This window comes from Paraburkholderia sp. 31.1, from assembly GCF_014397645.1.
In the GTDB taxonomy this organism is placed as follows: domain Bacteria; phylum Pseudomonadota; class Gammaproteobacteria; order Burkholderiales; family Burkholderiaceae; genus Paraburkholderia; species Paraburkholderia tuberum.
Map to the genome: position 1 here is coordinate 44,128 of NZ_VZQN01000011.1, position 26,313 is coordinate 70,440.

Sequence of the window (26,313 nt, forward strand, 5' to 3'; positions counted from 1 at the left end):
CGTGAAGTAGATGGTTAGCACGTTCGATGCGCACCGGCAGGAAGATCAGGTCTTCCTGCTGGACTCCGCTCCTCATCCGGCAGCCGATGCCGCCGAACCATTCATCGTCGCCAGCGATCGCCGCGTGATCCTCACTTATCCGATCGCGGAGTCGGACTTTGAACGGTTCGGGCCATTCGATCCCGACGACGATCCTTTTTGCGCGGTGCTGTTCGCCGACGCCATCTTTCACCGTCTCGGGCCGCCGGGCGGTGACGATCTCGCCATTCATCCGCTCGCGGCCCAAGGTCTCGTCGGCTGCGGGGTGCATGAAGTCGTCAATTCGTCGTTGTGCGCCGAGATTGCCGCCGTGGCGACAGACTCCGTCGCCATTGCTCCCGAGGCACCGGCGCGGCGGCATTTCGTCATTACGTTTCAGGCATCGACGTTCGAATGCGTGGCGTCGGACTATACGGTCATCGGCGTATTCGGCGCGGGCGAAATCGCAAGCCGCGAGGCGTTTGCATTGGTCAGATAAAGCATTGGAACCAGAAAGCAAGGCGCGGTCCTGATCCGGGCACGCGCCGTGCATGACGCGCTGATAGTGAAAGCCAGGCACGAGTGCGGCATTCCCCCGTCGGATGCGGGACTCGTATGCCGTGACCCGCCGCCTGCCATCGAGGCCACGCATGCTGACCATTTCTATTACCGCATTCGTCACGCTCGTGATCGTTCTCCTGATCGCCAATCTGTCGAGCGGCGAGAAGAAAATAGAACACAGAATCGAGCGGCTTTATAAGAGCGAAGATCCGCAATTCCTTCGTTCGATGGGTTTATTGCTCGGTCCACCCGTGGTGCCGGGTAATCGCTTCGAGATGCTGCTCAACGGCGACCAGATCTTTCCGTCGATGCTCGATGGCATTCGGTCGGCGCGCGAAACCATCACATTTGAAACGTTCATTTACTGGTCTGGCGAGATCGGCGGACAGATTGCGCGTGCGCTGGCCGATAAGGCGCGCGAAGGTGTCGCCGTGCATGTACTGCTCGACTGGGTCGGTTCGTCGAAAATGGATCGGCACTATCTGCAACTGCTGCGGGAGGCCGGCGCCGAAGTGGTCAGGTATCACAAGCCGCATTGGACCGGACTCGGTCGCATGAACGACCGTACGCACCGCAAACTATTGGTGATCGACGGCCGGATCGGTTTTACCGGCGGGGTCGGCATAGCGCCGGAGTGGACTGGCAATGCGCAGGACGAAAAGCATTGGCGCGATACGCATTTTCGCGTGACGGGTCCAGTGGTCGGCCATATGCAGGCCGTGTTCATGGACAACTGGATCAAGGCGACCAGCAGCGTATTGCACGGTCCCGAGTATTTTCCGCACATCGATGCCGAGCCGAAAGGAGCGGGCCAGGGTCTCGCGCATATGTTCAGCAGTTCGCCGTCGGGCGGCAGTGACGACATGCAGTTGATGTATCTGATGGCCGTCACCGCCGCCACGCGCAGTTTGCAGCTTGCGAGCGCGTACTTCGTGCCCGACAAGCTCACCATCAACGCGATCGTCGAAGCCGCGAAACGCGGCGTGAAAGTACAGATCGTCACGCCGGGCAAACGCATCGACACGCACACGGTGCGCGAAGCGTCGCGTGCGTGTTGGGGCGATCTACTGAAAGCGGGCGTCGAGATCTACGAGTACCAGCCGACCATGTTCCATTGCAAGTTGCTGGTAGTCGACGAGTACATGGTGTCGGTCGGCTCGACGAACTTCGATAGCCGCTCGTTCAAGCTGAACGACGAAGCGAACCTGAACATCTACGACCTCGATTTCGCCACGCAGCAGACCACCGCGTTCGACGACGACATCGCGAAGTCGAAACGCGTCACGCTCGAAGCATGGACGCGGCGTTCGTTCACCGAGAAGCTCGTCGAAAAATTCGTGCGGCTACTGGACACGCAGCTTTGAATGCCGGTGCGAACGAGACGAAGTGCCGACGGATCAGTGAACGGCGCTGCTCAGATACGCCAGATGTTGCAGACTGTCCGGCACGAGCGGGTCGAGCGGTACCACTTCGCACGTCAGCGGCTTGCCTTGCAGATGAATCGCGCAGCGCCCGTCGTCCGCCAGCGCAGGGCAGCGCGCGAGCGACGGATAGTCGAAGCCCTGCGCGACGATGCTGAAGGTGTCGCCCGCGCGATACAGCAGCGTATCGGCCAGCGCCTCGGCCCCCGCGCAATCGGCTTCGTCGAGCACGGCTTCATGTCGGCCGACACGCAGCCGTTCGCCGGGCCGCCTGCGCGCCACGCGTCCAATTGCGATGCTATCGATGTTTGTCGATATAGCAGGCAGTAGACGGCAGAGGCAAACACATCGCCATCTACCGCGCTAATTGCCCGGATCGCGCACGGGCTTGTCCGGGTCCGCCTGGGTACGGTAAGGCAACTGCGCGGCGTGAGGATCGGTGATCGTGTTGTCGATCACGCGCTCGACGTCCGCCGTTTGGGCGAGTTCGGTGAGGAAAGTCTTCTTGTCGAAGCCCGGCGCGACGCAGCCTTCGACGTAGATAAAGCGGCGTTGCAGCGTGAGCCATAGCGTCGATTGCTCGCGCCAGTGCGTCGCGACGTTCAGATTCGCGAGACGCCGTTGCACGCTCTCGGCGATTTCCGCGTCGTACAGATACGCGTTCGGCAAACGGCAACGGCCTTCGATCCAGCAGCTATTGCCGCGTTCGATTCTGTAATGGCTATCGTCGAGCCATTCCTTTTCGGTTTCGAATGGGCCAAGCGGAGTTGGGCAATCGGCGATCGCTTTGGATATCTGCAGGAATGGATCGTGGCCGCGATTGACGCGCGCCGGTTCGCCATCAACGCGAGCCGTGGCCACGCAAATCATCAGACCGGCAAGACTCAGTTCGAACACGCGCTTCATGCCGTGGTCGCTCCAGGTGTGGACCGCTCATTATCGCGCGCCCGCGAACCTCAACGCTTGTTGCGCCGGTTCTCGACCGCGAACTTGATCAACTCGGCCTGCCCTTCGATATCGAGCTTGCGCTTCAGATTCAGCCGATGCGTCTCCACGGTTCGCACCGACAGATCGTTGCGCTGCGCGATCTGCTTGCTCGACAGTCCCTCGGCAAGCGCATCGAGAATGTCGCGCTCGCGCGGCGTCAAGCGTTCGACCGGCGATTGCGTTGCCGAAGCCTGGATCAGTCGAGCACCGATCTCCGCGCTGAAGAACGTCTTGCCGTCGAGTACCGCGCCGATCGCCTGAATGATTTCGAGCGCCGGCGAATCCTTCAGAACGTAGCCGCTCGCGCCCGCGCGCACCGCCTGCGTCACGTATTCGAGGTTGTCGTGCATCGACAGCATCAGCACACGAATCGCCGGAAAGCGCTCGTGAAAGAGGCCCGCCAACGCAATGCCGTTCATGCCGCTTTTCATGCCGACATCCATCAGCGCCAGATGCGGCGCCTGTCGTTCGGCCAGCGCGAGCGCTTGCTGCGCGTCGCCCGCTTCGCCGACCACTTCGAAGTGGCGCACTGCTTCGAGCCGTGCGCGCAGACCGTCGCGCACGAGCGGATGATCGTCGACGAGCAGCAGACGCGCGATGGAAGGAGAGGTCGTGTCGTTCATGATGAGAGTTCCTGCAGGGACGGCACCGTTGCATGCGTCGCGGGCAGCGGCACGCGCGCGGCGACGACGGTGTGCCCCGGCTGCGAGTTCAGCGACAGCGTGCCGCCGAGCGCTTCGAGCCGTTCGCGCATGTTGCGCAGGCCGACACCTTCACGTCCGCCGACGAATGCTTCGGTCACGTCGAAGCCGCGGCCGTTGTCGGAGATCGTCAGCGTGACCGCATCGCGCGAAACCTCGAGCGCAAGCGCCGCGCTCGACGCCTGCGCATGTCGCACGATGTTCGTCAGCGCTTCCTGGGCGATGCGAAACAGCACGGTATTGACCGTGTCGGGCAACGTGGCGGCATGCGTATGCGCGATCTGCGTGAAGCCGATCGCGATGCCGGACTCCTCGCCGAGTTCGCGCGTCAGTTGTTCGAGGGCGGCCGCGACGCCGAGATCGTCGAGCATGGACGGACGCAGCGCATGAGAAATGCGCCGGACTTCGCGCAGCGTATCGCCGAGCCGCGTGAGTCCGGTGGACAGGGCGGCCTCGGCGGCGGGCACGCGTGCGTCGCCGCGTTCGAGCCGCGCGAGCGCCGATTCGAGCAGCAGCTTCACGGACACCATCATCTGGCTGATGCCGTCGTGCAATTCGCGCGACAGGCGCGCTCGCTCGTTTTCCTGCGACTCGACGACCTGCTGCGCGAGCCGCTTCAGCTTCGCGTCGGCACTGCGATATTCGGTCACGTTCAGCACGAGTGCGCACAGCGCAATGACCGCGAGGCCGGCCACCGCGATCGCGTCGATCCACTTCATCGTGCGATCGATATTGGCCGCGGCCTGGGCGTCGATGTGCGCGAGCGTCGTGTCGACGTCGTCGAGATAGATGCCGGTGCCGAGCATCCAGCCCCAGCGTTCGAGCGGCACCACGTAGCCGAGTTTCGACTCCTCCTTGCCGGTCGACGGCCGATGCCACAGATAGCGCACATAGCCGCCGCCGCGCGCGGCTGCGGCGAGTAGCTGCTGGATCGTCGGCGTGCCATGGCTATCGCGCAACGACCACAGATCCCGACCCACCAGATCCGGCTCGCGCGGATGCATCAGCGTGCGGCCGTGCAGGTCGTACACGAAGAAGTAGCCGTCCTCGCCGAAATTCATCTTTTCGAGCACCGCGAGCGCACGCGTGCGCAGCAGCGCGTCGTCGCGTGCGTTGTCGCCGCCGGCCTCGTAGAGCGGCGCGATCGCAGTCGTCGCGAGTTCGACGTAGTGCTTGAGCTCGATCTCCTTACTCGCCATGTACGCGGCCTGGGTGGTCGCGTGCTGCCGCTCGGCGAGTGCGGTCGCTTCGCGGCGCACGCCCGTCTCGATGCTGGCGATCGCCACCAGAAAGGGCACGATCGCGAGCAGCACTATCTTTGCTTTGAGTTTCATCGTTGAAAAAAGCCAGTCAACGGGCTACGTAATATTACGTAGACGGCTTACGTAGTTGCGCGCTTGAAAGCAAGCGCGCGAAGGCGAATACTACATGCCCGTCGCATACCGCGCCGCGCGAGGCCTGGCGCTCGAGTGTGCGACGTTCCCGGGTTTTCCGCCTGACCTCAGGCAACCGGGCATTTGCGCGTCGGGCCACGAGCCATCGCGCGCGCTGTCGATAATACTCAGGAGACGTTCGTGGAGACCTCCCCCTCGGCCGGCCGTTCATGGCTCTGGCTCATTTTGCTGATCCCTTATATCGCGCTGCTGTGGCTGCCGTTCTATAACGACACGCATCCGCCGCTCGCGGGCTTTCCGTTCTTCTACTGGTATCAGTTTCTGTGGGTGCCGTTGACCTCGCTGCTGATTTACATCGTGTATCGAGGTCTCAAATGAGCGATCTGAATCCTGTGAACCCGGTTGCGATGACGGTCTTCATCGCGTTCTTCGTGCTCGTCACGGTGATCGGCTTTTTCGCGGCGCGCTGGAAACGCGGCGATCTGACGCAACTGCACGAGTGGGGTCTCGGCGGACGGCAGTTCGGCACGGTCATTTCGTGGTTCCTCGTCGGCGGCGATTTCTATACCGCCTATACGGTGATCGCGGTGCCCGCGCTCGTTTATTCGGTGGGCGCGTATGGCTTCTTCGCGCTGCCGTACACGATCATCGTTTATCCGTTCGTGTTCGCAGTGATGCCGAAGCTGTGGAAGGTTGCGCACGCGAAGAACCACATCACCGCGGCCGACTACGTGCACGGCGAGTACGGCGGCAAGTGGTTCCCGGCGGCCATCGCGCTGACCGGCATCGTCGCGACGATGCCGTATATCGCGCTGCAGCTGGTGGGCATGCAGGTCGTGATCAAGGGGCTGGGCGTCAGCGGCGAATTGCCGTTGATCGTCGCGTTCGTGATCCTCGCGCTCTATACGTATGCAAGCGGCCTGCGCGCGCCGGCGATGATCGCGTTCGTCAAGGACATCATGATCTATATCGTCGTGATCGCGGCGGTATGGCTGATTCCGGTGAAGCTCGGCGGCTATGGACACGTGTTCGCACTGGCCGATGCGCACTTCCAGGCGAAGGGCGGCGCGACCGGTATCCTGCTGAAGCCGAATCAGTACACGGCGTTCGCATCGCTCGCGCTCGGCTCGGCGCTCGCCGCGTTCATGTATCCGCATACGATGACGGCGGTGCTGTCGTCGGCGTCGGCAAAGACGGTGCGCAAGAACGCGATCTTCCTGCCTGCGTACACGGTGCTGCTCGGCCTGATCGCGCTGCTCGGCTATATGGCGATCGCCGCTGGCGTGAACGTGAAGTCGGCAAGCGACGTGGTGCCGACCCTGTTCGGCACGCTGTTCCCGTCGTGGTTCGTCGGTTTCGCGGCTGCCGCGATTGCGATCAGCGCGCTGGTGCCGGCCGCGATCATGTCGATCGGCGCGGCGAATCTGTTCACGCGTAATCTGTGGCGTCCGCTGGTGTCGCCGAACATCTCGCCCGAGGCGGAGGCAGCCAATGCGAAGATCGTTTCGCTGGTCGTCAAGTTCGGGGCGCTGCTGTTCATCGTGTTCCTGCCGACGCAGTATGCGATCGATCTGCAACTGCTCGGCGGCGTGTGGATTCTGCAAATTTTCCCGGCCATCGTGTTCACGCTGTACACGCGCCGTCTGAACACGCCGGGTCTGTTCGTCGGCTGGCTCGTCGGTATCGTGCTCGGCACGGGCCTCGCGATTTCGCAAGGGCTCAAGCCGGTGTATGGCCTGCATTTCGGCCACGAGAACTATCCGCTGTATATCGGCCTGATCGCGCTCGTCGCGAATATCGTCGTGAGCTTCGCGGTGTCGGCAGTGTTGCCGCGACGGGCTGCCGTGACGGCCTGATCGACGGTTGTCCGGCTCGATGAAGAACGCCGCGGGGCTGTTGGCCCGCGGCGTTTTTTTTATTGCTTCGACGGCTGCTGGCTTGGTCGGAGACGTGCCGTGAGGTTGGCTTTAGCGTGAGATGACGATAATTGCGCAATGAAGGCGGAGATTTCGAGCAGGCCTCAGACCATCCGGCTAAAACCGCTCGACTCGAAACGGCCGCGGATCGACCAGCGTCTGCTCGCCGGTCATCATCTCGGCGATCAGCCGCCCCGTCACCGGTCCGAGCGTCAGACCATGATGCGCATGGCCGAACGCGAACCACAGTCCCTGATGTTTCGTCGCGGGCCCGATGATCGGCATCATGTCCGGCGTGCAGGGGCGGCGTCCCATCCACGGTTCGGCATCCAGACGTTCGCCGAGCGGAAACAGCGTGCGCGCGATCGGCTCGACCGCGTCGAGTTGCACCGGCGTCTTGGCCGCCTCGGGGCGCGCGATTTCGGCGCCCGTGGTCAAACGGATGCCGCGCGCCATCGGGGCGAGCACATAGCCGTGTTCGACGTCGAGAATCGGATGGTTGAGCCGCGCGCTCCGACGCGGCGCGTAGTGCATGTGATAGCCGCGCTTGACCGCGAGCGGCAGCCGATACCCGAGCCGCGTGCTCGCGCGATCCGACCACGGTCCGAGCGCGATCACCGCCGACTCGGCCGTGATCGCCCCGTCCCGCGTCTCGACCTGCCAGCCTTCACGCAGCGTATCGGCATCGCCGATGAAGAACCGTCCGCCGAGCGCTTCGAAGTACCGCGCGTATGCGGTGACGAGCGCGTTCGGATCGCTGACCGAATCGGATTGCGGATAGCGCAGCCCGCCTTGCAGACGCTTGTCGAGATCGGGTTCGAGCTGTTGCAGGCGCGGCGCGTCGAGCGTTTCGAACTCGACGCCGTACTCGCGATGCCACTGTTCGGCGAGGGTGGTTTCGGCGTCGCGCGCGGCGGCATGGCGAAACACCTTGATCCAGCCGATCGGCCGCAGCAGCGCGCTGGCACCGGCGTCCGCGGCAAGCGCGCGATGTTCGCTGACACAATGCTCGATCAGCGTCGCGTACGATTTCGCGATTTCCGCGTGCTTCGCCGGATGTGAGTTGCGCCAGTAGCGCCACAGGAACGGCGCAACCTGCAGCATCGCGTCGGCGTGATAGCGCACGTCGGGCGACTGGTTGCGCGCGTAGCGCAGCAGGGTGCCGAGCCCGCGCGGAAACGCGTACGGATAGACGCCTTCGCGCTGGATCAGCCCGGCGTTGCCGAACGAGGTCTCGTTGCCCGCCTGCTTACGGTCGATCAGCGCAACCGCGCGGCCGCGTTTCTGCAGATGCACGGCGACGCACACCCCGACAATGCCGGCGCCGAGCACCACGGTATCGAATTTCATGCTCCCTGTCCGCCTTGCGTGTGTTCTGTGTGTTGTCGACGCTCCGCCGTGTTCGTGCGCAGCGAGGCGCCAGCTTTCATCTTATACAGGGATAGGTCCGCTTCGCTATTGGCAAAAAAGCCGCGCTCGGGAAAACGCCCGAATGCCAGGTTCGATCGGGCAAAACCGTGTCTTTCGACGCACGATCGAGCGGGCGACTTCGGACTCGCTGGCGTCTGCGTGTAAACTGCTGACTTTTTTGCGTCCGGTGGTATGTTGCAAGCCCCTCAGCGCAGCGCCCTCACTGGGCCTGCGCTCGTTCGCTTACTGGCCCGTCTCGCCGAGGCCGACGTCGCCGAATCGCGACAATCGCTGGCGGATCGGCTGAGCCAGTGGCTCGGCTGGACCGACGCGATCGCGTTGTCGTCGGCGCTGGATGGCAAGCCGCCGTCCGTCGCTGGTGGCGCGCGCGCGTTCGGCCGTGCGGAAGAGGAAGAGTGCACGCGCGTGCGCCGCTCGCTGGTGAGCGCAATCGCGAGCGATAGCGTGCTCGCCGGCTCACGGCGGCGCGGCCCGTCGCCGTCGTCCGCCCGGATGTCGGCGCCGCGCGTGGCGGTCGACACGCAGGCCGACTACACGGTGTTCCGACAGCGCTATCTCGCGCTTCAGCAGTCGATGGAAACGGCGATCGGCACGTTGCGTGGCCGGCTGCGCGCGCTGCTGGCGACGCAGGCGCCGTCGCTCGCGCGGCTCGCGGTCGTCGATGCGGTGATGGAGCGTGCGCTCGGCGAGCGCGAGCGGAGTTTGCTCGGCGCGGTGCCCGGGTTGCTCGGCGGGCACTACGAGCGCTTGCGCGAGGGTGAGAAGCGGAGGTTGGCGGAGGCGGAAGCACCGGCCGAAGTTGCCGCCGATGCCGATCCCACGCGGCAGCAGTCGGCCGAAGTCGAAGCCGGCGCTGCAGCCATGCAGCCGGAAGCAGCCTTGGCTCAAGTCAAAGCAACCACCGCAGCCACGCGGCTCGCCAGGTCGACCGATGGCGGCAACGCTGCCGTGCCGCTCGCGTCCGAGGCGTGGCTCGACGTCTTCCGCAAGGACATGCAGAGCGTTTTGCTGGCCGAGCTGGAGGTTCGTTTTCAACCGGTCGAAGGGCTGCTCGCGGCTCTTCGCGCCTGCTAACTGGGACCCCATGTCCAGATATCGTATCGATCTCGTTGTATTTCTCGCGGGGCTCTCCGCGGCGTGCTGGATCGCCGTCGGTTATGCCGTTTCCAATCCGCTCGCGTTCGTCGTCACGCTGCTGATCGGCGTCTTCTACGTGCTAGGCGCGCTCGAATTGCGCCGCTATGGTCAGGCGACCGCCACGCTGACAGGCGCGCTCGCCGCGTTGTCCGGACCACCGCCGAGCCTCGCCGCGTTTCTCGAAGCTGTCCATCCGAGTCTGCGCAATAGCGTGCGGCTGCGCGTCGAAGGCGAGCGCGTCGCGTTGCCGGGACCCGCGCTGACGCCGTATCTGGTCGGTCTGCTGGTGCTGCTCGGCATGCTCGGCACGCTGCTCGGCATGGTGATGACGCTGCGCGGCACCGGCCTTGCGCTGGAGAGCGCTAGCGACCTGCAGGCGATCCGCGCATCGCTGGCCGCGCCGGTCAAGGGGCTGGGCTTCGCGTTCGGCACGTCGATCGCGGGTGTCGCGACGTCCGCGATGCTCGGGCTGCTGTCCGCGCTGTCCCGCCGCGAGCGGCTCGAAGCGGCGCAACAGCTCGACGCGAAGATCGCGACGACTTTGCGCGTCTACTCGCAGAGCCATCAGCGCGAAGAAAGCTTCCGGCTGCTGCAACGCCAGGCCGAAGCGACGCCGCTGCTGGTCGAACGTCTGCAGACGATGATGAGCGCGCTCGAACAGCAGAGCGCCGCGTCGAACGAGCGGCAGATCGCGAGCCTCGACGCGTTTTACGGCCGCACCGAAGCCGCCTATCTGCGGCTCGCCGGTGTGATCGAGCAGTCGCTGAAGGACAGCGTGGCCGGCAGCGCGCAGGCCGCCGGCAAGGCCCTGCAGCCGGTCGTCGAAGCGACGATGGCCGGCCTCTCGCGCGAAACCGCCGCGTTGCACGACGCGGTCACCCAGGCCGTGCAGCGCCAGCTCGACGGCATGTCGAGCGGCTTCGCGGCGACCAGCGCGAACGTCGCCGAAATTTGCCACAGCGCGCTCGCCGGACATCGGCAGGCGAGCGACGAGTTGGCTGCGCAACAGCGCGCTTCGGTCGAACGCGTTGCCGAAGCGTTCGAACAGCGCTCGCTCGCGCTGCTCGACGGCGTGTCCGCGCGGCTCGAAGCGACGGCGAGCGGCATGTCGCAGGCCTGGGGCGACGCGTTGGCTCAGCAGCAAAGCGCGGGCGACAAACTCGCCGCCAACAACGAACAGGCGTTGGCGCGCGCCGCCGCGACGTTCGAGCAGCATGCCGCGGCGTTGCTGAGCGCGGTCGGTAGCTCGCATGCGAACTTGCAGACCGAACTGAGCGCGCGCGACGAGCAGCGTTTGGGCGCGTGGGCCGAGGCGCTCGACGCGATGGGTGCGAAGCTCAGCGAACAATGGCAGCAGAGGGGTGCGCAAGCCGCCAGCCATCAGCAGCAGATCTGCGACGCGCTTGCGCAAACGGCACGCGATATCTCCATGCAGACGCAAACGCATGCCAGCGCGACGATCGCCGAAATCGATCGACTGGTTCAAGCCGCGGCTGAAGCACCGAAGGCGGCGACAAACCTGCAAGCCGAACTCGCCGCGCGCGACGAACAGCGCTTCGCGGCATGGACCGAAGCGCTCGCCGCGATGACCGCAAAGCTCGACGAACAATGGCAGCAAACGGGTTCGCAAACCGCGACCCGTCAGCAGCAAATCTGCGACGCACTCGCGCAAACCGCACGCGATATCTCCGCGCAGACGCAAACGCATGCCAGCGCGACGATCGCCGAAATCGGGCGCCTCGTGCAAGCGGCGTCCGAAGCGCCGAAGGCCGCTGCCGAAGTCGTCGCGGAGCTGCGCCAGAAGCTCTCCGACAGCATGGTCCGCGACACCGCGATGCTCGAAGAGCGCAGTCGTCTGCTCGCCACGCTGGAGACGCTGCTCGACGCAGTCACCCACGCGTCGACCGAGCAACGCACGGCCGTCGATGCCTTGGTCTCGACGTCGGCGGGTCTGCTCGAACGCGTCGGCAATCGCTTCACCGAACACCTCGAGCACGAGACCGGCAAGCTCGGCACGGTCGCCGCGCAGGTCACCGGCAGCGCGGTCGAAGTCGCGAGCCTCGGCGAAGCATTCGGCGCGGCCGTGCACACCTTCGGCGAAGCGAACGACAAGCTCGTCGCACATCTCGAACGCATCGAAGCAGCGCTCGACAAATCGCTCGCGCGCAGCGACGAACAGCTCGCCTACTACGTCGCGCAGGCGCGTGACGTGGTCGACCTCAGCGTGATGTCGCAGAAGCAGATCGTCGAAGACCTGCAGTTGCTGGCCGCGCAGCGCGCGACCGCTGGAGCCGACGCGGTATGAGCGAGGACATCGACGGCGGCGTGGAAACCTCCGCGCCGATCTGGGCCGCGTTCGGCGATCTGATGTCGGTGCTGGTCGGCGCGTTCGTGCTGATTCTGGTCAGCGTGATCGGCGTGCAGCTCGAACTGTCGAGCAAGCTCGAGCAGGAGGTCAAGCAGCGCCAGGCTGAAACGCAGCGCCGCAAGACGCTCGAACAGGCACTCGCGGGACCGCTCGCGGCGGGGCGCGTGACGCTCGTCAATGGGCGCATCGGCATTAGCGGCAACGTGCTGTTCGCGCTGAACTCCGCCCAGCTGCAGCCTGAGGGTCGCGCGCTGCTGAAGAGTCTCGCCGGGCCGCTGTCCGCATATCTGCGCGCGAGCGATCAGATTCTGATGGTCAGCGGCTTCACCGACGATCAACGCCTGCGCGAAGGCAATCGACGCTTCGCCGATAACTGGGAGCTGTCGGCGCAGCGCGCGTTGACGGTCACGCGCACGCTGATCGACGAGGGCGTGTCGGCGTCGTCGGTGTTTGCGGCGGCGTTCGGCTCGGAGCAGCCGGTCAGTTCGAATGCCGACGAACCCGGCCGCGCGAAAAACCGCCGCGTCGAAATCGCGCCGGTGCCGCGACCGTCGAGTGCGGCGGCAGCGGAGAAGTCCGGTGCTTGACGACGCGATCCATGCGGCTCGCGCGAGGCTCGATGCATGGCGCGCGAGCGGCGCGGCTCGGCTCGATCCGGTGCGCTTTCATCTGCTCGACGCGCTTACGCGGCGCGCGGCACAGCACAGCGGCGAGCCGCGACGAGTGCTCGAGCAACGATTGGCAGGACTGCTGGCCGACTATACGGCCGAGGTCGAGCGTGCCGCTGCGGACGAGAGCGCGTCGCAAGCCACGTCCGGTGAAGCCGACGCGGCCAACGACGCCACGCTCGCGGCGCTGATCGAACGCCTCGCCCGCCACCACGCGCGCGCCGATGCTCCGCACGCCGCCGCCTATCCCGATCTGCCCGCAGTCGACTACTTCCGCGAAGTCTGGTCCAAACTGCGCACCGAAAAGCAGTTGCGCCAGTCGCTCGCGCAGGTGCCAGGCAACGCGGGGCCGCTCAATTCGAGCAGCCTCGTACATCGCGCGCTGTCGTTGATGCGCGAGCTGTCGCCGGAATATCTGAAGCAATTTCTGTCGTATGTCGATACGCTGTCGTGGCTCGAGCAGATGAACGGCGGCGCATCGCTCGACAAGGAAGCGCCGCGCGGCGCGACGACCGGCAAGGGCGTTCGCAAGAAGGCGCGCTGATAGGCGCGCTGATGCGCTAACGGCGGTTGGAATTTGCGTGCGCCAAGCCGCCGAAGCGTTCAGTCGAAGTCGAACACATCGAAAATCGAGCGCTTCTTTTGATAGCCGCGATGTTCGTCGCGACGCTCCTCGTAACGCTGCCGCTCGCTTCCCAGGGCACGCTCGCCGCGCCGCGAGCCGTCGCCGTCATCCTGCGCAATCAACTTGTCCAGTTCGCCGCGATCGAGCCATACGCCTCGGCAGTCCGGACAGTAATCGATTTCGATCGAGCGGCGCTCGGTCATCAGCAGATCGGTCGTTTTGCAGATTGGGCATTTCATCACGGCATCACTCCTCGCTGCTTGCCAGACGTTTCGTTTTCGCGCGCCGCGCGAGCATGTTCATCGCCTCGACGAACGCGGAAAACGCCATCGCCGCATAGATATACGCCTTCGGAACGTGCGAGCCGAAACCATCGGCGATCAGTGTCATGCCGATCACGAGCAGGAAGCTCAGCGCCAGCATCACGATGGTCGGATTGCGATCGATGAAGCGCGCGAGCGGCTGCGCCGCGAACAGCATCACCATGATCGACACGATCACCGCGACGAACATGATCGGCAGGTGCTCGGTCATGCCGACCGCGGTGATGATGCTGTCGACGGAAAACACGAGGTCGAGCAGGATGATCTGGCCGATCGCGGCCGCCACGGTCAACTGCACGGTCGAGCTGGTTTTCGCGGCGAGTTCGTCATCGGGGATCATGTGCTGACGGATTTCGGTGGTCGCCTTCCACACGAGGAACAGGCCGCCGCCGACGAGGATCAGATCGCGCCACGAAAAGCCATGATCGAACAGCGTGAACGCGACCGCGGTCAGCTTCGTGATCCACGCGATGGTGCTGAGCAGAAGCAGCCGCATCACCAGCGCGAGCAGCAGCCCGATGCGCTGCGCGCGCGGGCGTTGCGCTTCCGGCAAGCGGTTGCTGAGGATCGAAATGAAGATCAGGTTATCGATGCCGAGCACGATCTCCATCACGATCAGCGTGACGAGCGCGGCCCACGCGGCGGGATCGGCAACGAGTGCGAACAGGGAGTCCATGAGGTGGCGGAATCGAGTGCGCCGCGAGCGGCGGAACCGCCATCATGGGCCTATTCGCGGTTCGAATGAACCAGTGATAACCTGAACGACGTTTCGGATTTTTCGAAGTATCGGATCAGCATGCTCAACTATCGTCACCTGTACTACTTCTGGATCGTCGTGAAGGAGGGCGGCTTTGCGCGAGCGGCCGGGCGGCTCGACATGGCCGTGCAAACGATCAGCGCGCAGGTGCGCGAGCTCGAGAAAGCGCTTGGGCGCCAGCTGTTGAAGCCGGCCGGGCGCGGCGTCGCGATGACCGAGGCCGGCGAGCAGGCGTTCGATCGCGCGGAGCAAATCTTCCAGCTGGGCGAGGCGTTGCTCGACGAGATGCGCGAAGCGAGCGGCGCGGACTCGGTGCGGCTTGCGGTTGGGCTGTCGGATGGGATTTCGAAGCTCGCCGCGCATGCGTTGCTCGCGCCGGTGCTGGCCACGCCGTCGCTCAGGCTGCTGTGTCACGAGGGGGAGCCCGCGCAGCTGTTGTCGGAGCTTGCGCTGCATCGGCTCGATCTGGTGCTCGCCTGTCAGCCGGCGCCGCACGGCGCGGATCTGCGCGTGCTGAGCCAGCGCGTCGCGGGCTCGCCGGTCGACTGGTACGGGCCCGCGCAGGTCGTACGCAAGTCGGCGCGCGACGGCTTTCCGCTCTGTCTCGCTGACCTGCCCGTGCTGCTGCCGACCCGTCACGGCGCGCTGCGCGCGCGGCTCGACCGATGGTTCGAGTCTCAGGGAATCAGGCCGCGCGTCGTCGGCGAATTCGAGGACAGCGCGTTGATGGCGGTGTTCGCGGCGCGCGGGCTCGGCGTGTTTCCGCTCGCCGAGCTCGGCGCCGAAGATCTCACGTTATCGAGGGGCTTGCGCTGGCTCGGCCGCGCGGACGGCGTGATCGAGGAGATTCACGCAATCCGCTCGCGACGCGGCCAGCATCATGCGCTCGCGTCGCAGGTGATCGCGGCGGCGCAGTCGTGAGGGCATCGCACTGTCGCGGCGCGCCACGCCTGCGCCGCGCGAGATCAGAACGCGTGACGCATGCCGACCGTCACCGCGACTCGCGTATTCGTCGACGTCGGCGGCAGCGTGTTGAGAGTCGCGTGCGACAACACCGAATCGGCCGGCGGGGCCCTGCGCGTACGAAAGGCCGAAGCCGTACGAGCGGTGGTTCGCGAAGTTGCCGGCCTTTGCTGAACGAGTACATCGTCTCGAACGTGAGACCGTGGTAAAGCGAAATCGGGGTAAATACGCGCCCATCTGTGGGAATTTGCGCACATCGTGTAGAGACCGTGAGCGTCGTCAAGGGCGACGAGCCGCCCTGGCCGTTTCATCGACACATGGCATAGTGATTGAACCCATCATCACCGGAGGCCGGCATGCGCATCCAGACATCCTTTCTTTTCGACCTCGACGGCACGCTCGTCGACAGCGTCTATCAGCACGTGCTGGCGTGGAAAGAGGCGCTCGACAGCGAAGGTATCCCGCTGTCCGTCTGGCGTATCCATCGCAAGATCGGCATGAGCGGTGGGCTGTTCACGGACCAGTTGCTGCGTGAGACACACGGCGAGATCAGCGTCGAACGCGCCGAACGGCTGCGGCACGCGCATGCGGCCGCCTATCAGCGGATGCGCGCCCAGGTCTGTCCGCTGCCGGGCGCGCGCGAACTGCTCGACGCGCTGACCCAGGCCGGCACGCCGTGGGCCGTCGCGACGAGTGGGCGGATGGAAACCGCCGCGCTGAATCTGGCGGCGCTCGGCGTCGATCCGGCAAAGGCGGTCGTCGTCACGCGCGACGACGTCAAATACGCGAAGCCCGATCCCGACCTGTTCCTCGCCGCGGCCGAGCGGCTCGGCGTGTCGATCGAGCACACGGTCGTGGTCGGCGACAGCATCTGGGACATGCTTGCGGCCCGCCGCTGCCGCTCGCTCGGTGTCGGCCTGCTGTCGGGTGGCTATGGCACCGAGGAACTGGAGCGCGCGGGGGCGTTGCGCGTCTACGACGATCCGGCCGATCTGCTCGCGCACCTCGACGAGGTGGCGTCGCGGCCGTGAGCCTCGCGTCGCTCAGGGTTTGATGATGGGCGGCTCCGCGGCGGACTGCGTCGGTCCCACCTTCGACGATTCGCGGACGAGCCGATCGGTCATCGCCGACGCGACCGGATTCGTGCCGCGGCCGCTACCCGCGCCAGCCCCCGGGGGACTGGCAGACTGCAACGGCACGGTGACGCCGGACGGCATCGGCAGCGACGGGTCGGGTTTCGCCGATTCCTTGACCAGTTGCTCCGTCAGCATCGCGGCGACCGGGTTGGCGCCATTCGGGTGCGTGTCGTCGCGCCGGCGGGCATGGGTCTGGTCGATGCGCGGCCCGTACTGCGGCCTCGGTTGAGCTTTTTCCTGTGCGTACGACTGCGACTTCGACAGGGCGTGCGTGCCTGCGGCCGGATTGGCGGCGGGCGGCGCTGCGTTATCGATGCGGCCGCTCGCGGTCTGGCTCGACTGGGGCGTGACGCTCGGCACGGGCGCGGCCGCTGTGGCGGGCAGGGACGGGGCGGGGGCGGGCGCCGCAGCAGGCGCCGCAGCAGGCGCCTGAGCGGCGCCCGGAGCCGGAGTGGCCGACTCCATTTGCGGCAGCGCCGATTGCGGCGCGGGCGGGCTCACGGGTTGCGCAGGCTTCACGCTGGCGCCAGCGGCACGCGTCGCATCGGTCTGCGGTTCCGATTCCACCGCGCCGGTGACGCTGCGGGTCACCGCGCCGGTCACGGCCGGCGCCTGATCGTCCCTGGGGTACAGCAGATAACCGGCGACGCCCGCATCGACCACGAGCAGCCCGACTATCATCATCTTGCCGGTATTCGTCATATCTAAGCAACAACCATTAAGCAACTGCGATTGACTGATGATAAACGACCATTTCGACATCGACGCTTCTTGTCGGCATATTGCGGCGCGTCACGATGATTGATGTCCGAACGGACCTGGCACGAACGGCGCGCGCTTGCCGCTAAAGCCATTCGCCGGCACGACGGAAGCGGACATTTTTTCCGCATGCCGCGATTTTCTTTTTCGACCAATTAGTCCCCCGCAATTGCGCGGCCGGCGCCTGCAGGAATGCGATTTAAGTTGTGCCGCCAATGCGTGGAGCCTGTACTATACGAACCATTGCAGACGACCGGCAGCCACGGTTCGATTATCCGGCGTGTGAAAGCGACTTGCAGCGACTGGCTCGCAGCGCACATGCCGGCAGGCCCGCGCCAGGCTGCGCCACCCGAGACGCGCGAACAGCGACGGCAGGCGGTCACCGGTAGTAGCGACAAGAACCCATTGATCATGCGGACCCGCGGGCGAGGCATCGCCCGGCATTCCTTGGGCAGTCGCTTGGCGAAACGTCAGATCGACCGACCGGTCGGTCGGGGGGCATTCGCGGCGGCGTGAGAAACACGTGAAGATATGAACAACTTTATTCGACCTCCCGTTTTTTATCCGTCCACAGTGGTTTTCGTCGACGACAACGACAGCTACCTCGACGCGCTCCGCCGTTTCTTCCCGGGCACCTACACGAACCTGTTTTTCACGCGTCCGCAAGCGGCCCTCAACTATATTCGCCAGCACGCACGCGAGAATTCGCTCGAATTCGCGGCGGCGTCGGCGTGTCTGAGCGAACCGGGCGTCGAGCGCTTCGTCGAGACCTCGGCGGAGCGCGACATCGTCGCGCAGCCGTCGCGCTTCGAGGAAGTGGCGGCGGTCGTCGTCGACTACGACATGCCGGGCATCGGCGGCGTCGAGTTTTTGTCGTCGATCTCGCACCTGCGTTGCGCGAAGGTATTGCTTACCGGCGTCGCCGATGAAACCGTCGCGGTGAAGGCCTTCAACGCCGGCATCGTCGACCTGTACCTGCGCAAGACCGACGCCGATTCGGCCAATCGCCTCACGCATTTCCTGAAGGACGCCAAAAGCCGCCATTGCGCGGAGTCGGGCTGGCTCGCGCTCGGCGAAAACGGCATGACCTACTGCGATCCGCGCACGCGCAAGATGATCGACGAAGTGGTGGCCGCTCAGGGCATCGTCGAGTATTACTGGCGGCCCGAGCAGAACGTGATCCTGATGTTCGACGCCGCGGGCAACCCGAGCGTGTTCGTCGCGTGGGCCGAGAACGACTGGATCTCGCAGGGCGAGATCGTCGCCGACGAGGGTGGCCCGTCCGACCTGCTGCGCCAGCTCGCCACGCGCGAGGTGATGCCGCTGTTCTGGCCGGACCTTGCGTATCGTGGCGGCATGAAGTTCCGATCGCTGACGCCCCAAAGCATTCCTGGCTGGGACGACGCGTTCTTCAGCTGGACCCGCATAGAGCCGGCCGAGGTCGGTCTCGATCTCGTCACGTTCGCGCAGTGGCGCAGCGACCGCAATCGCTGAGCCGCGATGACGCGCCGGGCGCGGCTGTGCGTATCGCCGCGCTAATGGCGTGCGTTTTCGCGGAGAAATTCGCATACAGCCCTGTGCATGGCCTGCACGCCGGGGCTTGTTTCAAGCGCGCGCCAGCATCCATGCACGAGCCCCGTGCCGACCAGCAGCCGGGCATCTCCACCAGCTTCGCGAATGCGCTCGACGAACACGCGCGCGTCGTCGCGTAGGGGGTCGTGCTCGGCGCCGATGGCCAGCGTCGGCGGCAATTCGTCGAAGCGGGTTGCGGCGAGCGGGATCGTCCACGCGGGGCCGGGCGTTGGGTCGGCTTCCTCTCCTTTTCCCCAGTAAGCGTCGCGAAACTTATGCACGTCCGCGAGCGTCAGCATCGGCGCATCGGACTCGGTGTCGCGCGCGGGCAATTGCGGCTCGGTGCCGAGCATCGGATAGACGAGCGCGATGCCGCGCACCCCGCTCGCACATTCGTCACGCAGGCGTAGCGCGACGCTTGCCGCGAGCGTGCCGCCGGCGCTATCGCCCGCGAGTTGCAATGCGGCGCGCTCTGGGAGGTCGAACGGCAGGCGGTGGTTCAACGCGGCACGCGTGATCTCGAGGCAGTCGTCGTGCGCGGCCGGCACGCGATGCTCAGGCGCGAGCCGGTAGTCGACCGCAATCACGTCGAGGCCGGTGTCGGCGGCGAGGCGCGCCGTCACCATCTGATGACTGTTCAGCGAGCCGAGCACGAAGCCGCCGCCATGAAAATACAGCACCGTGCCGCGGATCGTGCCGTGTTCGCTTGCCTTCGCTGGATGCCGGTAGAGCCGTAGCGGGATCGCATGGCCCGCGTCGGTGCGAAAGCTTGCGTCCCGTGTGGTGAGTTCGCTGGGCAGTGGCGGCGTCAACGTCGCGGCGTAGCGGTCATACAGCTCGCGCTGCTCGCGCGGCGTCATCGCCGCGTGATGCGACGGATAGAGCGCGCTCGCTCGTTCGATAAAGGCGGCGATTTCCGGCTCGAGCATGGTCACTCCGTTTGAGTAGTGTTTCCCGTTTGCGCTGCGCATGGCAAAGCGATCACACGTCCCGCGAAACGCGCCGGCGGCAATGCCGCATGGGCTTGCGCGAGTTCGTGTACGCGCGCTTTGACGTCCGGATCGAAAGCAACGCCGCGCGGTCCGCTGGTATCGACGTGCAGCAGCATCTGCTCGCCCGCGGCGACGGGGCCGGTGCGTTGGCTTTGCGTCGTGTCCAGCGCAAACATTTCGACATACACGTGAATACGTTTCGCGTCGTAGCCGAGCACGCGCATGTCGACACGGACCTGCGTGCCTTGTTTGATTTCATGCAGATAGTTGAGATGCGCTTCGAGCGTGTAGATCGATCGATGCCGCTCTTTGCGCACCGCATCGGGCAGGCCGATCAGATCGATCAGCCCGTCGACCGCGAGACTGAAGATCAGCAGGTAGAACGCGTCGCGCATGTGGCCGTTGTAATCGACCCATTCGGCACGCACGCCGTCGCGGTAAGAGGGCAGGGCAACGGGATGCGACATGGGCGTCTACCTCCTCGATCGAATGCGATGGCTGCGGCGCGTCGTTGGGCGTTATCAGTGTAGTGCATCGCGTTGAGGCTGCGCCGGAACGTGGTGGCCTCGAATTGTGGCCGCTATAGCAACAGTGAATTCATGGTTCAGGGCTTACTACGTGGCTCGACCGGCTTCTAAACTGCCTTAACCGCTGCGGATGGCCGATGGTCGCACCAGGCTCCGCGGCAATCGCATGAAGCCATCTCGGGAGGTTGGAAATCATGAAGTCAATCAGGTCGCTGATCGAAGCAGGGGCTATCGCCGCTCTCGTTGCCGCGCCGCTCGCGGCGTTTGCCCAGTCGAATCCGGCCGATCAGCCGCTCGCGCGCGCCCAGGTCCGCACCGAACTGATTCAACTCGAAAAGGCCGGTCATGATCCGTCCAATGCGAACGTGATCGACTATCCGGCCAATATCCAGGCGGCCGAAGCAAAGGTCGCGGCGCAAAACCAGGCTGCGCAGAATAGCGGCTACGGTGCGCCGTCGAATGGCTCGTCGCAGCGCGGTGGCCGCACCGATTTCGCGCCGACTTCGTATTCCGTGCCGGTGGTGAATTACACGCGTTGATTGCAGCGTGTACAACTAACGTCACTTCCGAAGTGCAGCAACGCGATACCGTCGAATCTGACGAGCGGCGCGGCCGACAGCACGGGCTGAGGCTTCGGTTCACCGTTCGTCGTGAGCCCGACGGGCGCGAGCACCGACCAGCAGCGCATCTGCGGTGCGGGCGCGACCTACGATTTCGGCTTCGTCAACCTGCTCGTCAGCGCCGAAAGGCGAGCGAGACGATGCCGCACGACACGAGCGCGATGCCGGGCGCGGCGAGCGGCTTCAGCACCTCGCCCGCGAACACGAGTGCGCCGACGAACACGAGCATCGGCGAAAGACCGCGCGCAATCGGATAGACCTGACCGAAATCGCCGCTTCTGTTCGCGCGAATCAACGCGAGCAGATAGCCCATTCGAGCACTGCCGACGCAACGATATACGGCCACGCGGCCGGCGCCGGCACGGGCAGCAACAAGGCCGGAATGGCGTTTTGAATCCGGCTGCTCAGTGCCGCGCGCGCGAACGCGCGCCATCCTCAGATCACCCGTTCACGCAGCCACGCCGAGCCGAGATCGATCACCGTCACGACGACGATCACCATGATCATCACCGCGGCCGTCTGCGCATAGTTGAACGAGCGGATCGCTTCGTACAGCACGACGCCGATGCCGCCCGCGCCGACCATGCCGACCACCATCGCCGAGCGCACGTTCGACTCGAAGCGATACAGCGCGTACGAGATCCACAGCGGCAGCACTTGCGGCAGCACCGCATAGACAATTTCGTCGAGGCGCGTCGCGCCGGTTGCGCGCACGCCTTCGGCCGGGCGCGGATCGATCGCCTCGACCGCTTCTGCGAACAGTTTGGCGAGCACGCCCGTCGTATGCACCCACAGCGCGAGCACGCCGGCGAACGGCCCGAGGCCGACCGCGACGATGAACAGCATCGCGAAGACCATTTCGTTGATCGCGCGGCATGCGTCCATCAGGCGGCGCATCGGCTGCACGACCCACTGCGGCGCGAGATTGTGCGCTGACATCAGGCCGAAAGGCACCGCGCAGACGAGGGAGAGCGCGGTACCCCAGATTGCGACCGCCAGCGTCACGTACATCTCGTGCACGTAGCTGCGCCACTCGGTGAAGTCGGGCGGGAAGAAGTCCGCGGCGAACTGGCCCATGTTGGCCGAGTCGCTGAGCAGATCGAGCGGCCGCATGTCGGCGCCGTGCCATGCGCCGCCGAGCACCGCGAGCACCGCGATCCAGCCGAGCAACGACCACCAGCTGCGCTTGCCGGTACGATCTTTCGCCTGCGCCGTCTGCGCGGCGGCCGCTTCGCTCGCGCGCGCGGGCGACGTGCTCAGATCGGCGGAGTTCATTGCTTCGACTGTGCGTTGCTGAGCGCGCTCAGCTTCGCGTCGAGAGCGGCCAATTGCGTCTTGCGGTCGCTATCGGACAGATGTGCATCGTTCTCGATCTTCTGCTTCTGCTGGAACAGCACGATCTCGCGAATCGGCAGCAGTTGCCGATCCGACGATGCCTCGAAGCCGCTGTACTCGGTGATGCCGGCCATCACCGCTTTTTCGTGCAAATCGGTTTTCGCGTAGTTCAGGAAGAACTTGCGCAGCTTGTCCTTCGTCGCTTCCGGCAGATCCTTGCGCCACACGAGCGGGTCCGAAGGAATCAGCGGCGAGGTCCACAGCACGCGCACCTGCGCGAACTTGTCCGGATGCTCGCGCTTGAGCGTTTCCATCATCATGCTGTTGTTGGTCGCGATGTCGATCTTGTTGTTGACGACGGCCAGCAGATTCGCTTCGTGGCTCGACGGCAGCACGCTCTTGAACGACGTGTAGACCGGCGCGTTGTGCTTCGCGAACAGGTAGTAGCCAGGCACCAGCGTGCCCGACGTCGAGTTCGGATCGCCGAACCCGAGCGTCACGCTCTTCGTGTCCTTGAACACGTCGTCGAGCGTCTTGAAGCGGCTGTTCACGTTGGTGATCAGCAGCGAGTAGTAGCCGCTGTCGCCGTTCGCGTGCTGCGCTTTCGCGAATACTTCGCCACTCGAACGATCGACGGCTTCGATCGCCGACGCGTTGCCGAAATAGCCGACCTGCACCTTGTTGAAGCGCATGCCTTCGATGATGCCCGCGTAATCGGTCGCGAAGAATGCCTTCACGTTCAGGCCGGTCTGTTTCTTCATGTCATCGATCAGCGGTTCCCAGCGTTGCTTGAGCACCGCCGACGAATCGGTCGAGATGATCCCGAGGTTGATGTCCTCGGCGTGGGCCGCGGCGATGCAGGCGAAAGCGGCAGCGCCGGCCGCGAGCGTGATCAGGGAGCGCAGGAATTTCATCGGTTGAGATCCGGTTGAGTGGACGGAGAGAATCAAAAGCGCGCGACAGCGTGCGCGGTTCAGTTCGACGGCGCGGCGTTCAACGCGAACGCGTAGCGCGCGGCGGCGGTGTCGGGGGCGTCAGGCTCGTCGTGAGTTTCGTCTGCGTCGTGCGTCGCGTCGTCGAGCAGTTCGCGCGCATCGCCGCCGTAGAGTTTCTTTAGCAGCGCCGGTGTCAGCGCACTGGAAGGGCCGTCGTAGACCACCTTGCCGCGACGCAGCGCGACCGTGCGCGCGCAGTACTGCAGCGCGACGTCGACCTGATGCAGCGACACCAGCACCGTGATCCGGTGCTCGACGTTCAGCGCTTGCAGCATGTCCATCACGCGGCGCGACGACTCGGGATCGAGCGAGGCAATCGGCTCGTCGGCGAGCACGATTTGCGCACGTTGCACGAGCGCCCGTGCGAGCGCGGCACGTTGCTGTTGACCGCCCGACAGGTTCGCGGCCCGCTCGCGCGCATATTCGCCGATTCCGACCTCGTGCAGCGCGGCCCGCGACAGCGCGCGTTCCGCGCGCGGGAAGCGGCCGGAGAGACGGCGCCACCACGGCAGGCGCGCGAGCGCGCCGATCAGCACGTTGGTTTCGACCGACAGCCGGTTCACCAGATTGAACTGCTGGAACACGAAGCCGATGTCGCGGCGAATGCTGCGCACCTCGCGCACGATGCGGCCGTTCTGCTGGATCGGCCGGCCGAGAATCTCGATTTGCGACGGCTGCGCGTCCGACGCGGTAAAGCCCGCGATATGCCGCAGCAACGTCGATTTTCCCGAGCCGGACGCGCCGATCAGCGCGACCATTTCACCGGGCGCGACGCGCAGATCGATTTCGTCGAGCGCTTTGCGGCCGTTACCGAACGTCTTGCTCAAACGCTCGATTCGAATAGCTTCACGGATCGCTTCCATCTGTATTCCCTCTTGCATGCGGCCACTGCCGGCAGGTGTGGGCTCATTCTAGGAAGCGACTGTGACGGTTGAGTGAAGGCATCGCAACGTCTAGACGACTACATCTTTGTGCGTCGCGTTTTCCGCTGTGTCATGTGTCGTCAGGATGGCAAAACGAAGTCATTGCGAAGTCAGTGATTCAAACGGAAAGTGACATACGGATGACACGATTCGCGTGCACACGTGCGCGCTCGCGCGTGCTGACACACAGCCAGGCTATAGTGCGGGTTTTCCGGCCCTCCTTAATAATCCCGACACTCCGGTCACGCCGTCATGCCGACTCCTTTGAGCTTTCTTCCGGACAGTTTTGCCGAATATGAAGATCTCAAGTCGATACTCGACCAGGGCAGGGCGAGCTTCGAAATCCGCGCGGTCTGCGAGACCGAGGTACGCGGCCGGCGCTTTTCCGTCTACACCGCGAGCATCGGTTCATCCGATCCGCTCGCGCCAGCCATTGGTTTTTTCGGCGGCATTCACGGGCTCGAGCGAATCGGCTCGCAACTCGTCCTCGACTATATGCGCGCGCTGCTCGCTCGGCTCGAATGGGACGAATTGCTGGTGCGGCAATTGCAGTCCATCCGGCTGATCTTTTTACCGATCGCGAATCCCGGCGGCATGTGGGCAGCGACGCGCGCGAATCCGCGCGGCGTCGACCTGATGCGCAACGCACCGCAAGACGCCGACGCGCGCGTGCCGCTGCTGGCGGGCGGCCAGCGCGTCGGCGCGTGGTTGCCCTGGTATCGCGGCCGCGCGGGCGAGCCGATGGAGGTCGAGGCGGCCGCGCTGCTGCATGTAGTCGAGACGCAGCTCGCCGCGCGGCCGTTGAGCATCGCACTCGATTGCCATTCCGGCTACGGCTGGAGCGACAGCATCTGGTTTCCGTACGCCCGAACCCGCCGGCAGATGCCGCATCTGCCCGAAATGTACGTGTTGAAGAGCATGTTCGAACACGCGCATCCGCATCACGGCTACACGTTCGAGCCGCAAAGCCATCAGTATCTGCTGCACGGCGATCTGTGGGACTACGCGTATGACCGCACGCCGGCGCCGAACGTCTTTCTGCCGATGACGCTCGAACTCGGCTCGTGGCTGTGGATCAAGAAAAACCCGCGGCAGTTGTTTTCGCGGCAGGGCATGTTCAATCCCGTCATGGAGCATCGCACCGCGCGCGTGCTGCGGCGCCATGCGAACCTGTTCGACTTCCTTGCGCGCGCGGCGTTTTCGGCGCAGCGCTGGCTGCCGCAAGGCAACCGTCGCGAGCAGTTGCTGCAAAGCGCGCTCGATCACTGGTACGGGCCGGATCGCGTATGAGCACGTGGATTCTGCTGCGCGGACTGACGCGGGAAACGCGGCATTGGGGGCGCTTGCCGGCGGCGTTGCGCGAAACCCTGGGTCAAATTTCGGGCGATCGCTTGCGCGATGCAACCCCAGCCGCAACGAGCACGACCGGCTTGCGTTTGCTGCTGCTCGATCTGCCTGGCAACGGTGAATACGTGCGGCGGCGCGCGCCCGCGAGCGTCGCGGGCATGGTCGCATTCGTGCGGCAGGCAGCGCTCGAAACGGGTGTGCCGGGCCCCTACAACGTGCTCGCGATGTCGCTCGGCGGCATGGTCGCGAGCCACTGGGCACAGCGTCATCCCGGCGAGATCGAACGGCTCGTGCTGATCAATACGAGCATGCGGCCATTCAGCCGCATGCACGAGCGGCTGCGGCCGTCGGCGTGGCCTGGTCTGCTCGGCGTCGCGGCGCATTGGAGCGATGCCGCCGATGCCGAGAGCGGCATCCATCGACTCACGTGCAATAACCTCCACACCTTGGGCGCGGATCTCGCTGCCTGGACCGCGATTCGCCGCAGCGCGCCGGTGAGCCGCGCGAATGCGCTGCGGCAATTGTGGGCGGCCGCGTGCTTTAGCGCGGCGCCCGCCGCGCCGGAGTGTGCACTGCTGATTCTGTCGTCGGAAGCCGATGGGCTCGTCAACCCGGTCTGTTCGGCGAAGCTCGCGGCGGCGTGGGGCGCGCCGCATCGCAAGCATCCGTGGGCCGGCCACGATCTACCGCATGACGATCCCGCGTGGACGGCCGCGCAGATTCGCGCGTGGCTCACCCAGCGCGCCGAGAATAGCGATGCGGCCGCGCCGGCACCGGCGCCCGCAAAGCCCGCGCGCTGAGCCGCGCACGGCGTTGCCGCGCCGCAGCGATGCCAGG

General features: G+C 65.1%; 28 protein-coding genes and 1 pseudogene. 15 read left to right on the forward strand and 14 right to left on the reverse strand.

Translation table 11 applies throughout. The annotated features are described in order from the left end of the window. Positions 1-10: 10 nt before the first annotated feature. The gene (locus tag F6X37_RS10350) at positions 11-517 is read left to right on the forward strand and encodes a hypothetical protein (protein ID WP_187611195.1); all 507 of its coding nucleotides are present in this window, start codon (positions 11-13) and stop codon (positions 515-517) included. A 151-nt stretch (positions 518-668) separates the two neighbouring features. Then, positions 669-1,943, forward strand: coding sequence for a cardiolipin synthase (cls, locus tag F6X37_RS10355; RefSeq protein WP_187611196.1), 1,275 nt, complete (start codon positions 669-671; stop codon positions 1,941-1,943). 33 nt (positions 1,944-1,976) lie between these two features. Here the strand turns inward: cls and F6X37_RS10360 are convergent, their stop codons facing one another. The 4 genes from F6X37_RS10360 to F6X37_RS10375 form a co-directional block, all read right to left on the reverse strand. Further along, on the reverse strand, positions 1,977-2,282 hold the full coding sequence (locus tag F6X37_RS10360; protein WP_262419852.1) for a hypothetical protein: 306 nt from the start codon (positions 2,280-2,282) through the stop codon (positions 1,977-1,979). Between the two features lie 81 nt (positions 2,283-2,363). Then, positions 2,364-2,906, reverse strand: a complete 543-nt coding sequence (locus F6X37_RS10365; RefSeq protein WP_187611197.1) for a hypothetical protein — start codon at positions 2,904-2,906, stop codon at positions 2,364-2,366. A 50-nt stretch (positions 2,907-2,956) separates the two neighbouring features. Next, on the reverse strand, positions 2,957-3,610 hold the full coding sequence (locus tag F6X37_RS10370; protein ID WP_184046652.1) for a response regulator: 654 nt from the start codon (positions 3,608-3,610) through the stop codon (positions 2,957-2,959). Then, a complete protein-coding gene (locus tag F6X37_RS10375; protein WP_187611198.1) occupies positions 3,607-5,022 on the reverse strand; it encodes a cache domain-containing protein in 1,416 nt (471 codons plus the stop codon). The genes F6X37_RS10370 and F6X37_RS10375 overlap by 4 nt, the downstream gene beginning before the upstream one ends. 240 nt (positions 5,023-5,262) lie before the next feature. Here F6X37_RS10375 and F6X37_RS10380 point away from each other — a divergent pair, with 240 nt between their 5' ends. Then, positions 5,263-5,460 carry a DUF3311 domain-containing protein gene (locus tag F6X37_RS10380; RefSeq protein ID WP_090807102.1) on the forward strand — a complete coding sequence of 66 codons (198 nt, stop codon included), beginning with the start codon at positions 5,263-5,265 and terminating at the stop codon, positions 5,458-5,460. Further along, on the forward strand, positions 5,457-6,938 hold the full coding sequence (gene mctP / locus F6X37_RS10385) for a monocarboxylate uptake permease MctP (protein ID WP_187611199.1): 1,482 nt from the start codon (positions 5,457-5,459) through the stop codon (positions 6,936-6,938). Before F6X37_RS10380 ends, mctP begins: the two co-directional genes overlap by 4 nt. 177 nt (positions 6,939-7,115) lie before the next feature. On the opposite strand, the gene F6X37_RS10390 is transcribed toward mctP, so the two are convergent. After that, entirely contained in the window at positions 7,116-8,348 is a 1,233-nt protein-coding gene (locus F6X37_RS10390) for an NAD(P)/FAD-dependent oxidoreductase (protein ID WP_187611200.1), read from the reverse strand. Positions 8,349-8,600: 252 nt separating this feature from the next. Between F6X37_RS10390 and F6X37_RS10395 the strand changes: the two genes are divergently transcribed. Genes F6X37_RS10395 through F6X37_RS10410 form a run of 4 tightly spaced genes read left to right on the forward strand, consistent with a single transcriptional unit; the run spans position 8,601 to position 13,146 of the window. Beyond that, entirely contained in the window at positions 8,601-9,503 is a 903-nt protein-coding gene (locus F6X37_RS10395; RefSeq protein ID WP_187611201.1) for a DUF3348 domain-containing protein, read from the forward strand. 10 nt (positions 9,504-9,513) lie between these two features. Then, a complete protein-coding gene (locus tag F6X37_RS10400; RefSeq protein ID WP_187611202.1) occupies positions 9,514-11,871 on the forward strand; it encodes a DUF802 domain-containing protein in 2,358 nt (785 codons plus the stop codon). Further along, positions 11,868-12,521 carry an OmpA family protein gene (locus F6X37_RS10405; RefSeq protein WP_090807091.1) on the forward strand — a complete coding sequence of 218 codons (654 nt, stop codon included), beginning with the start codon at positions 11,868-11,870 and terminating at the stop codon, positions 12,519-12,521. Before F6X37_RS10400 ends, F6X37_RS10405 begins: the two co-directional genes overlap by 4 nt. Continuing rightward, positions 12,514-13,146, forward strand: a complete 633-nt coding sequence (locus F6X37_RS10410) for a DUF2894 domain-containing protein (RefSeq protein WP_187611203.1) — start codon at positions 12,514-12,516, stop codon at positions 13,144-13,146. The genes F6X37_RS10405 and F6X37_RS10410 overlap by 8 nt, the downstream gene beginning before the upstream one ends. Positions 13,147-13,205: 59 nt before the next feature. On the opposite strand, the gene F6X37_RS10415 is transcribed toward F6X37_RS10410, so the two are convergent. Beyond that, the gene (locus tag F6X37_RS10415) at positions 13,206-13,466 is read right to left on the reverse strand and encodes a zf-TFIIB domain-containing protein (protein WP_187611311.1); all 261 of its coding nucleotides are present in this window, start codon (positions 13,464-13,466) and stop codon (positions 13,206-13,208) included. A 7-nt stretch (positions 13,467-13,473) separates the two neighbouring features. Further along, positions 13,474-14,226 carry a TerC family protein gene (locus tag F6X37_RS10420; protein WP_187611204.1) on the reverse strand — a complete coding sequence of 251 codons (753 nt, stop codon included), beginning with the start codon at positions 14,224-14,226 and terminating at the stop codon, positions 13,474-13,476. A gap of 120 nt (positions 14,227-14,346) precedes the next feature. On the opposite strand from F6X37_RS10420, the gene F6X37_RS10425 reads away from it, so the two are divergent. The 3 genes from F6X37_RS10425 (at position 14,347) to F6X37_RS10435 (ending at position 16,301) form a co-directional block, all read left to right on the forward strand. Then, on the forward strand, positions 14,347-15,228 hold the full coding sequence (locus F6X37_RS10425) for a LysR family transcriptional regulator (RefSeq protein ID WP_187611205.1): 882 nt from the start codon (positions 14,347-14,349) through the stop codon (positions 15,226-15,228). A gap of 60 nt (positions 15,229-15,288) precedes the next feature. After that, positions 15,289-15,444, forward strand: a complete 156-nt coding sequence (locus tag F6X37_RS10430) for a hypothetical protein (protein ID WP_187611206.1) — start codon at positions 15,289-15,291, stop codon at positions 15,442-15,444. A 182-nt stretch (positions 15,445-15,626) separates the two neighbouring features. Then, entirely contained in the window at positions 15,627-16,301 is a 675-nt protein-coding gene (locus tag F6X37_RS10435; RefSeq protein WP_018423463.1) for an HAD family hydrolase, read from the forward strand. A 12-nt stretch (positions 16,302-16,313) separates the two neighbouring features. Here F6X37_RS10435 and F6X37_RS10440 read toward each other — a convergent pair whose 3' ends face one another. After that, entirely contained in the window at positions 16,314-17,108 is a 795-nt protein-coding gene (locus F6X37_RS10440; protein WP_187611207.1) for a hypothetical protein, read from the reverse strand. Positions 17,109-17,696: 588 nt separating this feature from the next. Here F6X37_RS10440 and F6X37_RS10445 point away from each other — a divergent pair. Continuing rightward, positions 17,697-18,659, forward strand: coding sequence for a response regulator (locus F6X37_RS10445; protein ID WP_187611208.1), 963 nt, complete (start codon positions 17,697-17,699; stop codon positions 18,657-18,659). A 41-nt stretch (positions 18,660-18,700) separates the two neighbouring features. On the opposite strand, the gene F6X37_RS10450 is transcribed toward F6X37_RS10445, so the two are convergent. Beyond that, the gene (locus F6X37_RS10450; protein ID WP_187611209.1) at positions 18,701-19,666 is read right to left on the reverse strand and encodes an alpha/beta hydrolase; all 966 of its coding nucleotides are present in this window, start codon (positions 19,664-19,666) and stop codon (positions 18,701-18,703) included. Positions 19,667-19,668: 2 nt separating this feature from the next. After that, on the reverse strand, positions 19,669-20,196 hold the full coding sequence (locus tag F6X37_RS10455) for a thioesterase family protein (protein ID WP_187611210.1): 528 nt from the start codon (positions 20,194-20,196) through the stop codon (positions 19,669-19,671). A 254-nt stretch (positions 20,197-20,450) separates the two neighbouring features. Here F6X37_RS10455 and F6X37_RS10460 point away from each other — a divergent pair, with 254 nt between their 5' ends. Continuing rightward, positions 20,451-20,795: a DUF4148 domain-containing protein gene (locus tag F6X37_RS10460; RefSeq protein ID WP_187611211.1), complete on the forward strand. Its 345-nt coding sequence runs from the start codon at positions 20,451-20,453 to the stop codon at positions 20,793-20,795. 199 nt (positions 20,796-20,994) lie between these two features. Here the strand turns inward: F6X37_RS10460 and F6X37_RS10465 are convergent. The 4 genes and pseudogenes from F6X37_RS10465 to phnC all read right to left on the reverse strand — a co-directional run. Beyond that, a pseudogene (locus tag F6X37_RS10465) lies at positions 20,995-21,251 on the reverse strand (EamA family transporter); the annotation flags it as partial. Positions 21,252-21,311: 60 nt separating this feature from the next. Continuing rightward, positions 21,312-22,151 carry a phosphonate ABC transporter, permease protein PhnE gene (gene phnE, locus F6X37_RS10470; protein WP_187611212.1) on the reverse strand — a complete coding sequence of 280 codons (840 nt, stop codon included), beginning with the start codon at positions 22,149-22,151 and terminating at the stop codon, positions 21,312-21,314. Then, positions 22,148-23,125: a phosphonate ABC transporter substrate-binding protein gene (phnD, locus tag F6X37_RS10475; protein ID WP_187611213.1), complete on the reverse strand. Its 978-nt coding sequence runs from the start codon at positions 23,123-23,125 to the stop codon at positions 22,148-22,150. The genes phnE and phnD overlap by 4 nt, the downstream gene beginning before the upstream one ends. Before the next feature lie 59 nt (positions 23,126-23,184). Next, positions 23,185-24,069: a phosphonate ABC transporter ATP-binding protein gene (gene phnC / locus F6X37_RS10480; RefSeq protein WP_187611214.1), complete on the reverse strand. Its 885-nt coding sequence runs from the start codon at positions 24,067-24,069 to the stop codon at positions 23,185-23,187. A gap of 312 nt (positions 24,070-24,381) precedes the next feature. Between phnC and F6X37_RS10485 the strand changes: the two genes are divergently transcribed. Together F6X37_RS10485 and F6X37_RS10490 are read left to right on the forward strand one after the other, a co-directional pair. Next, a complete protein-coding gene (locus tag F6X37_RS10485) occupies positions 24,382-25,419 on the forward strand; it encodes a M14 family zinc carboxypeptidase (RefSeq protein WP_187611215.1) in 1,038 nt (345 codons plus the stop codon). Next, complete coding sequence (locus tag F6X37_RS10490) at positions 25,416-26,276, forward strand: alpha/beta fold hydrolase (RefSeq protein WP_187611216.1); 861 nt, start codon at positions 25,416-25,418, stop codon at positions 26,274-26,276. The genes F6X37_RS10485 and F6X37_RS10490 overlap by 4 nt, the downstream gene beginning before the upstream one ends. Positions 26,277-26,313 lie beyond the last annotated feature (37 nt).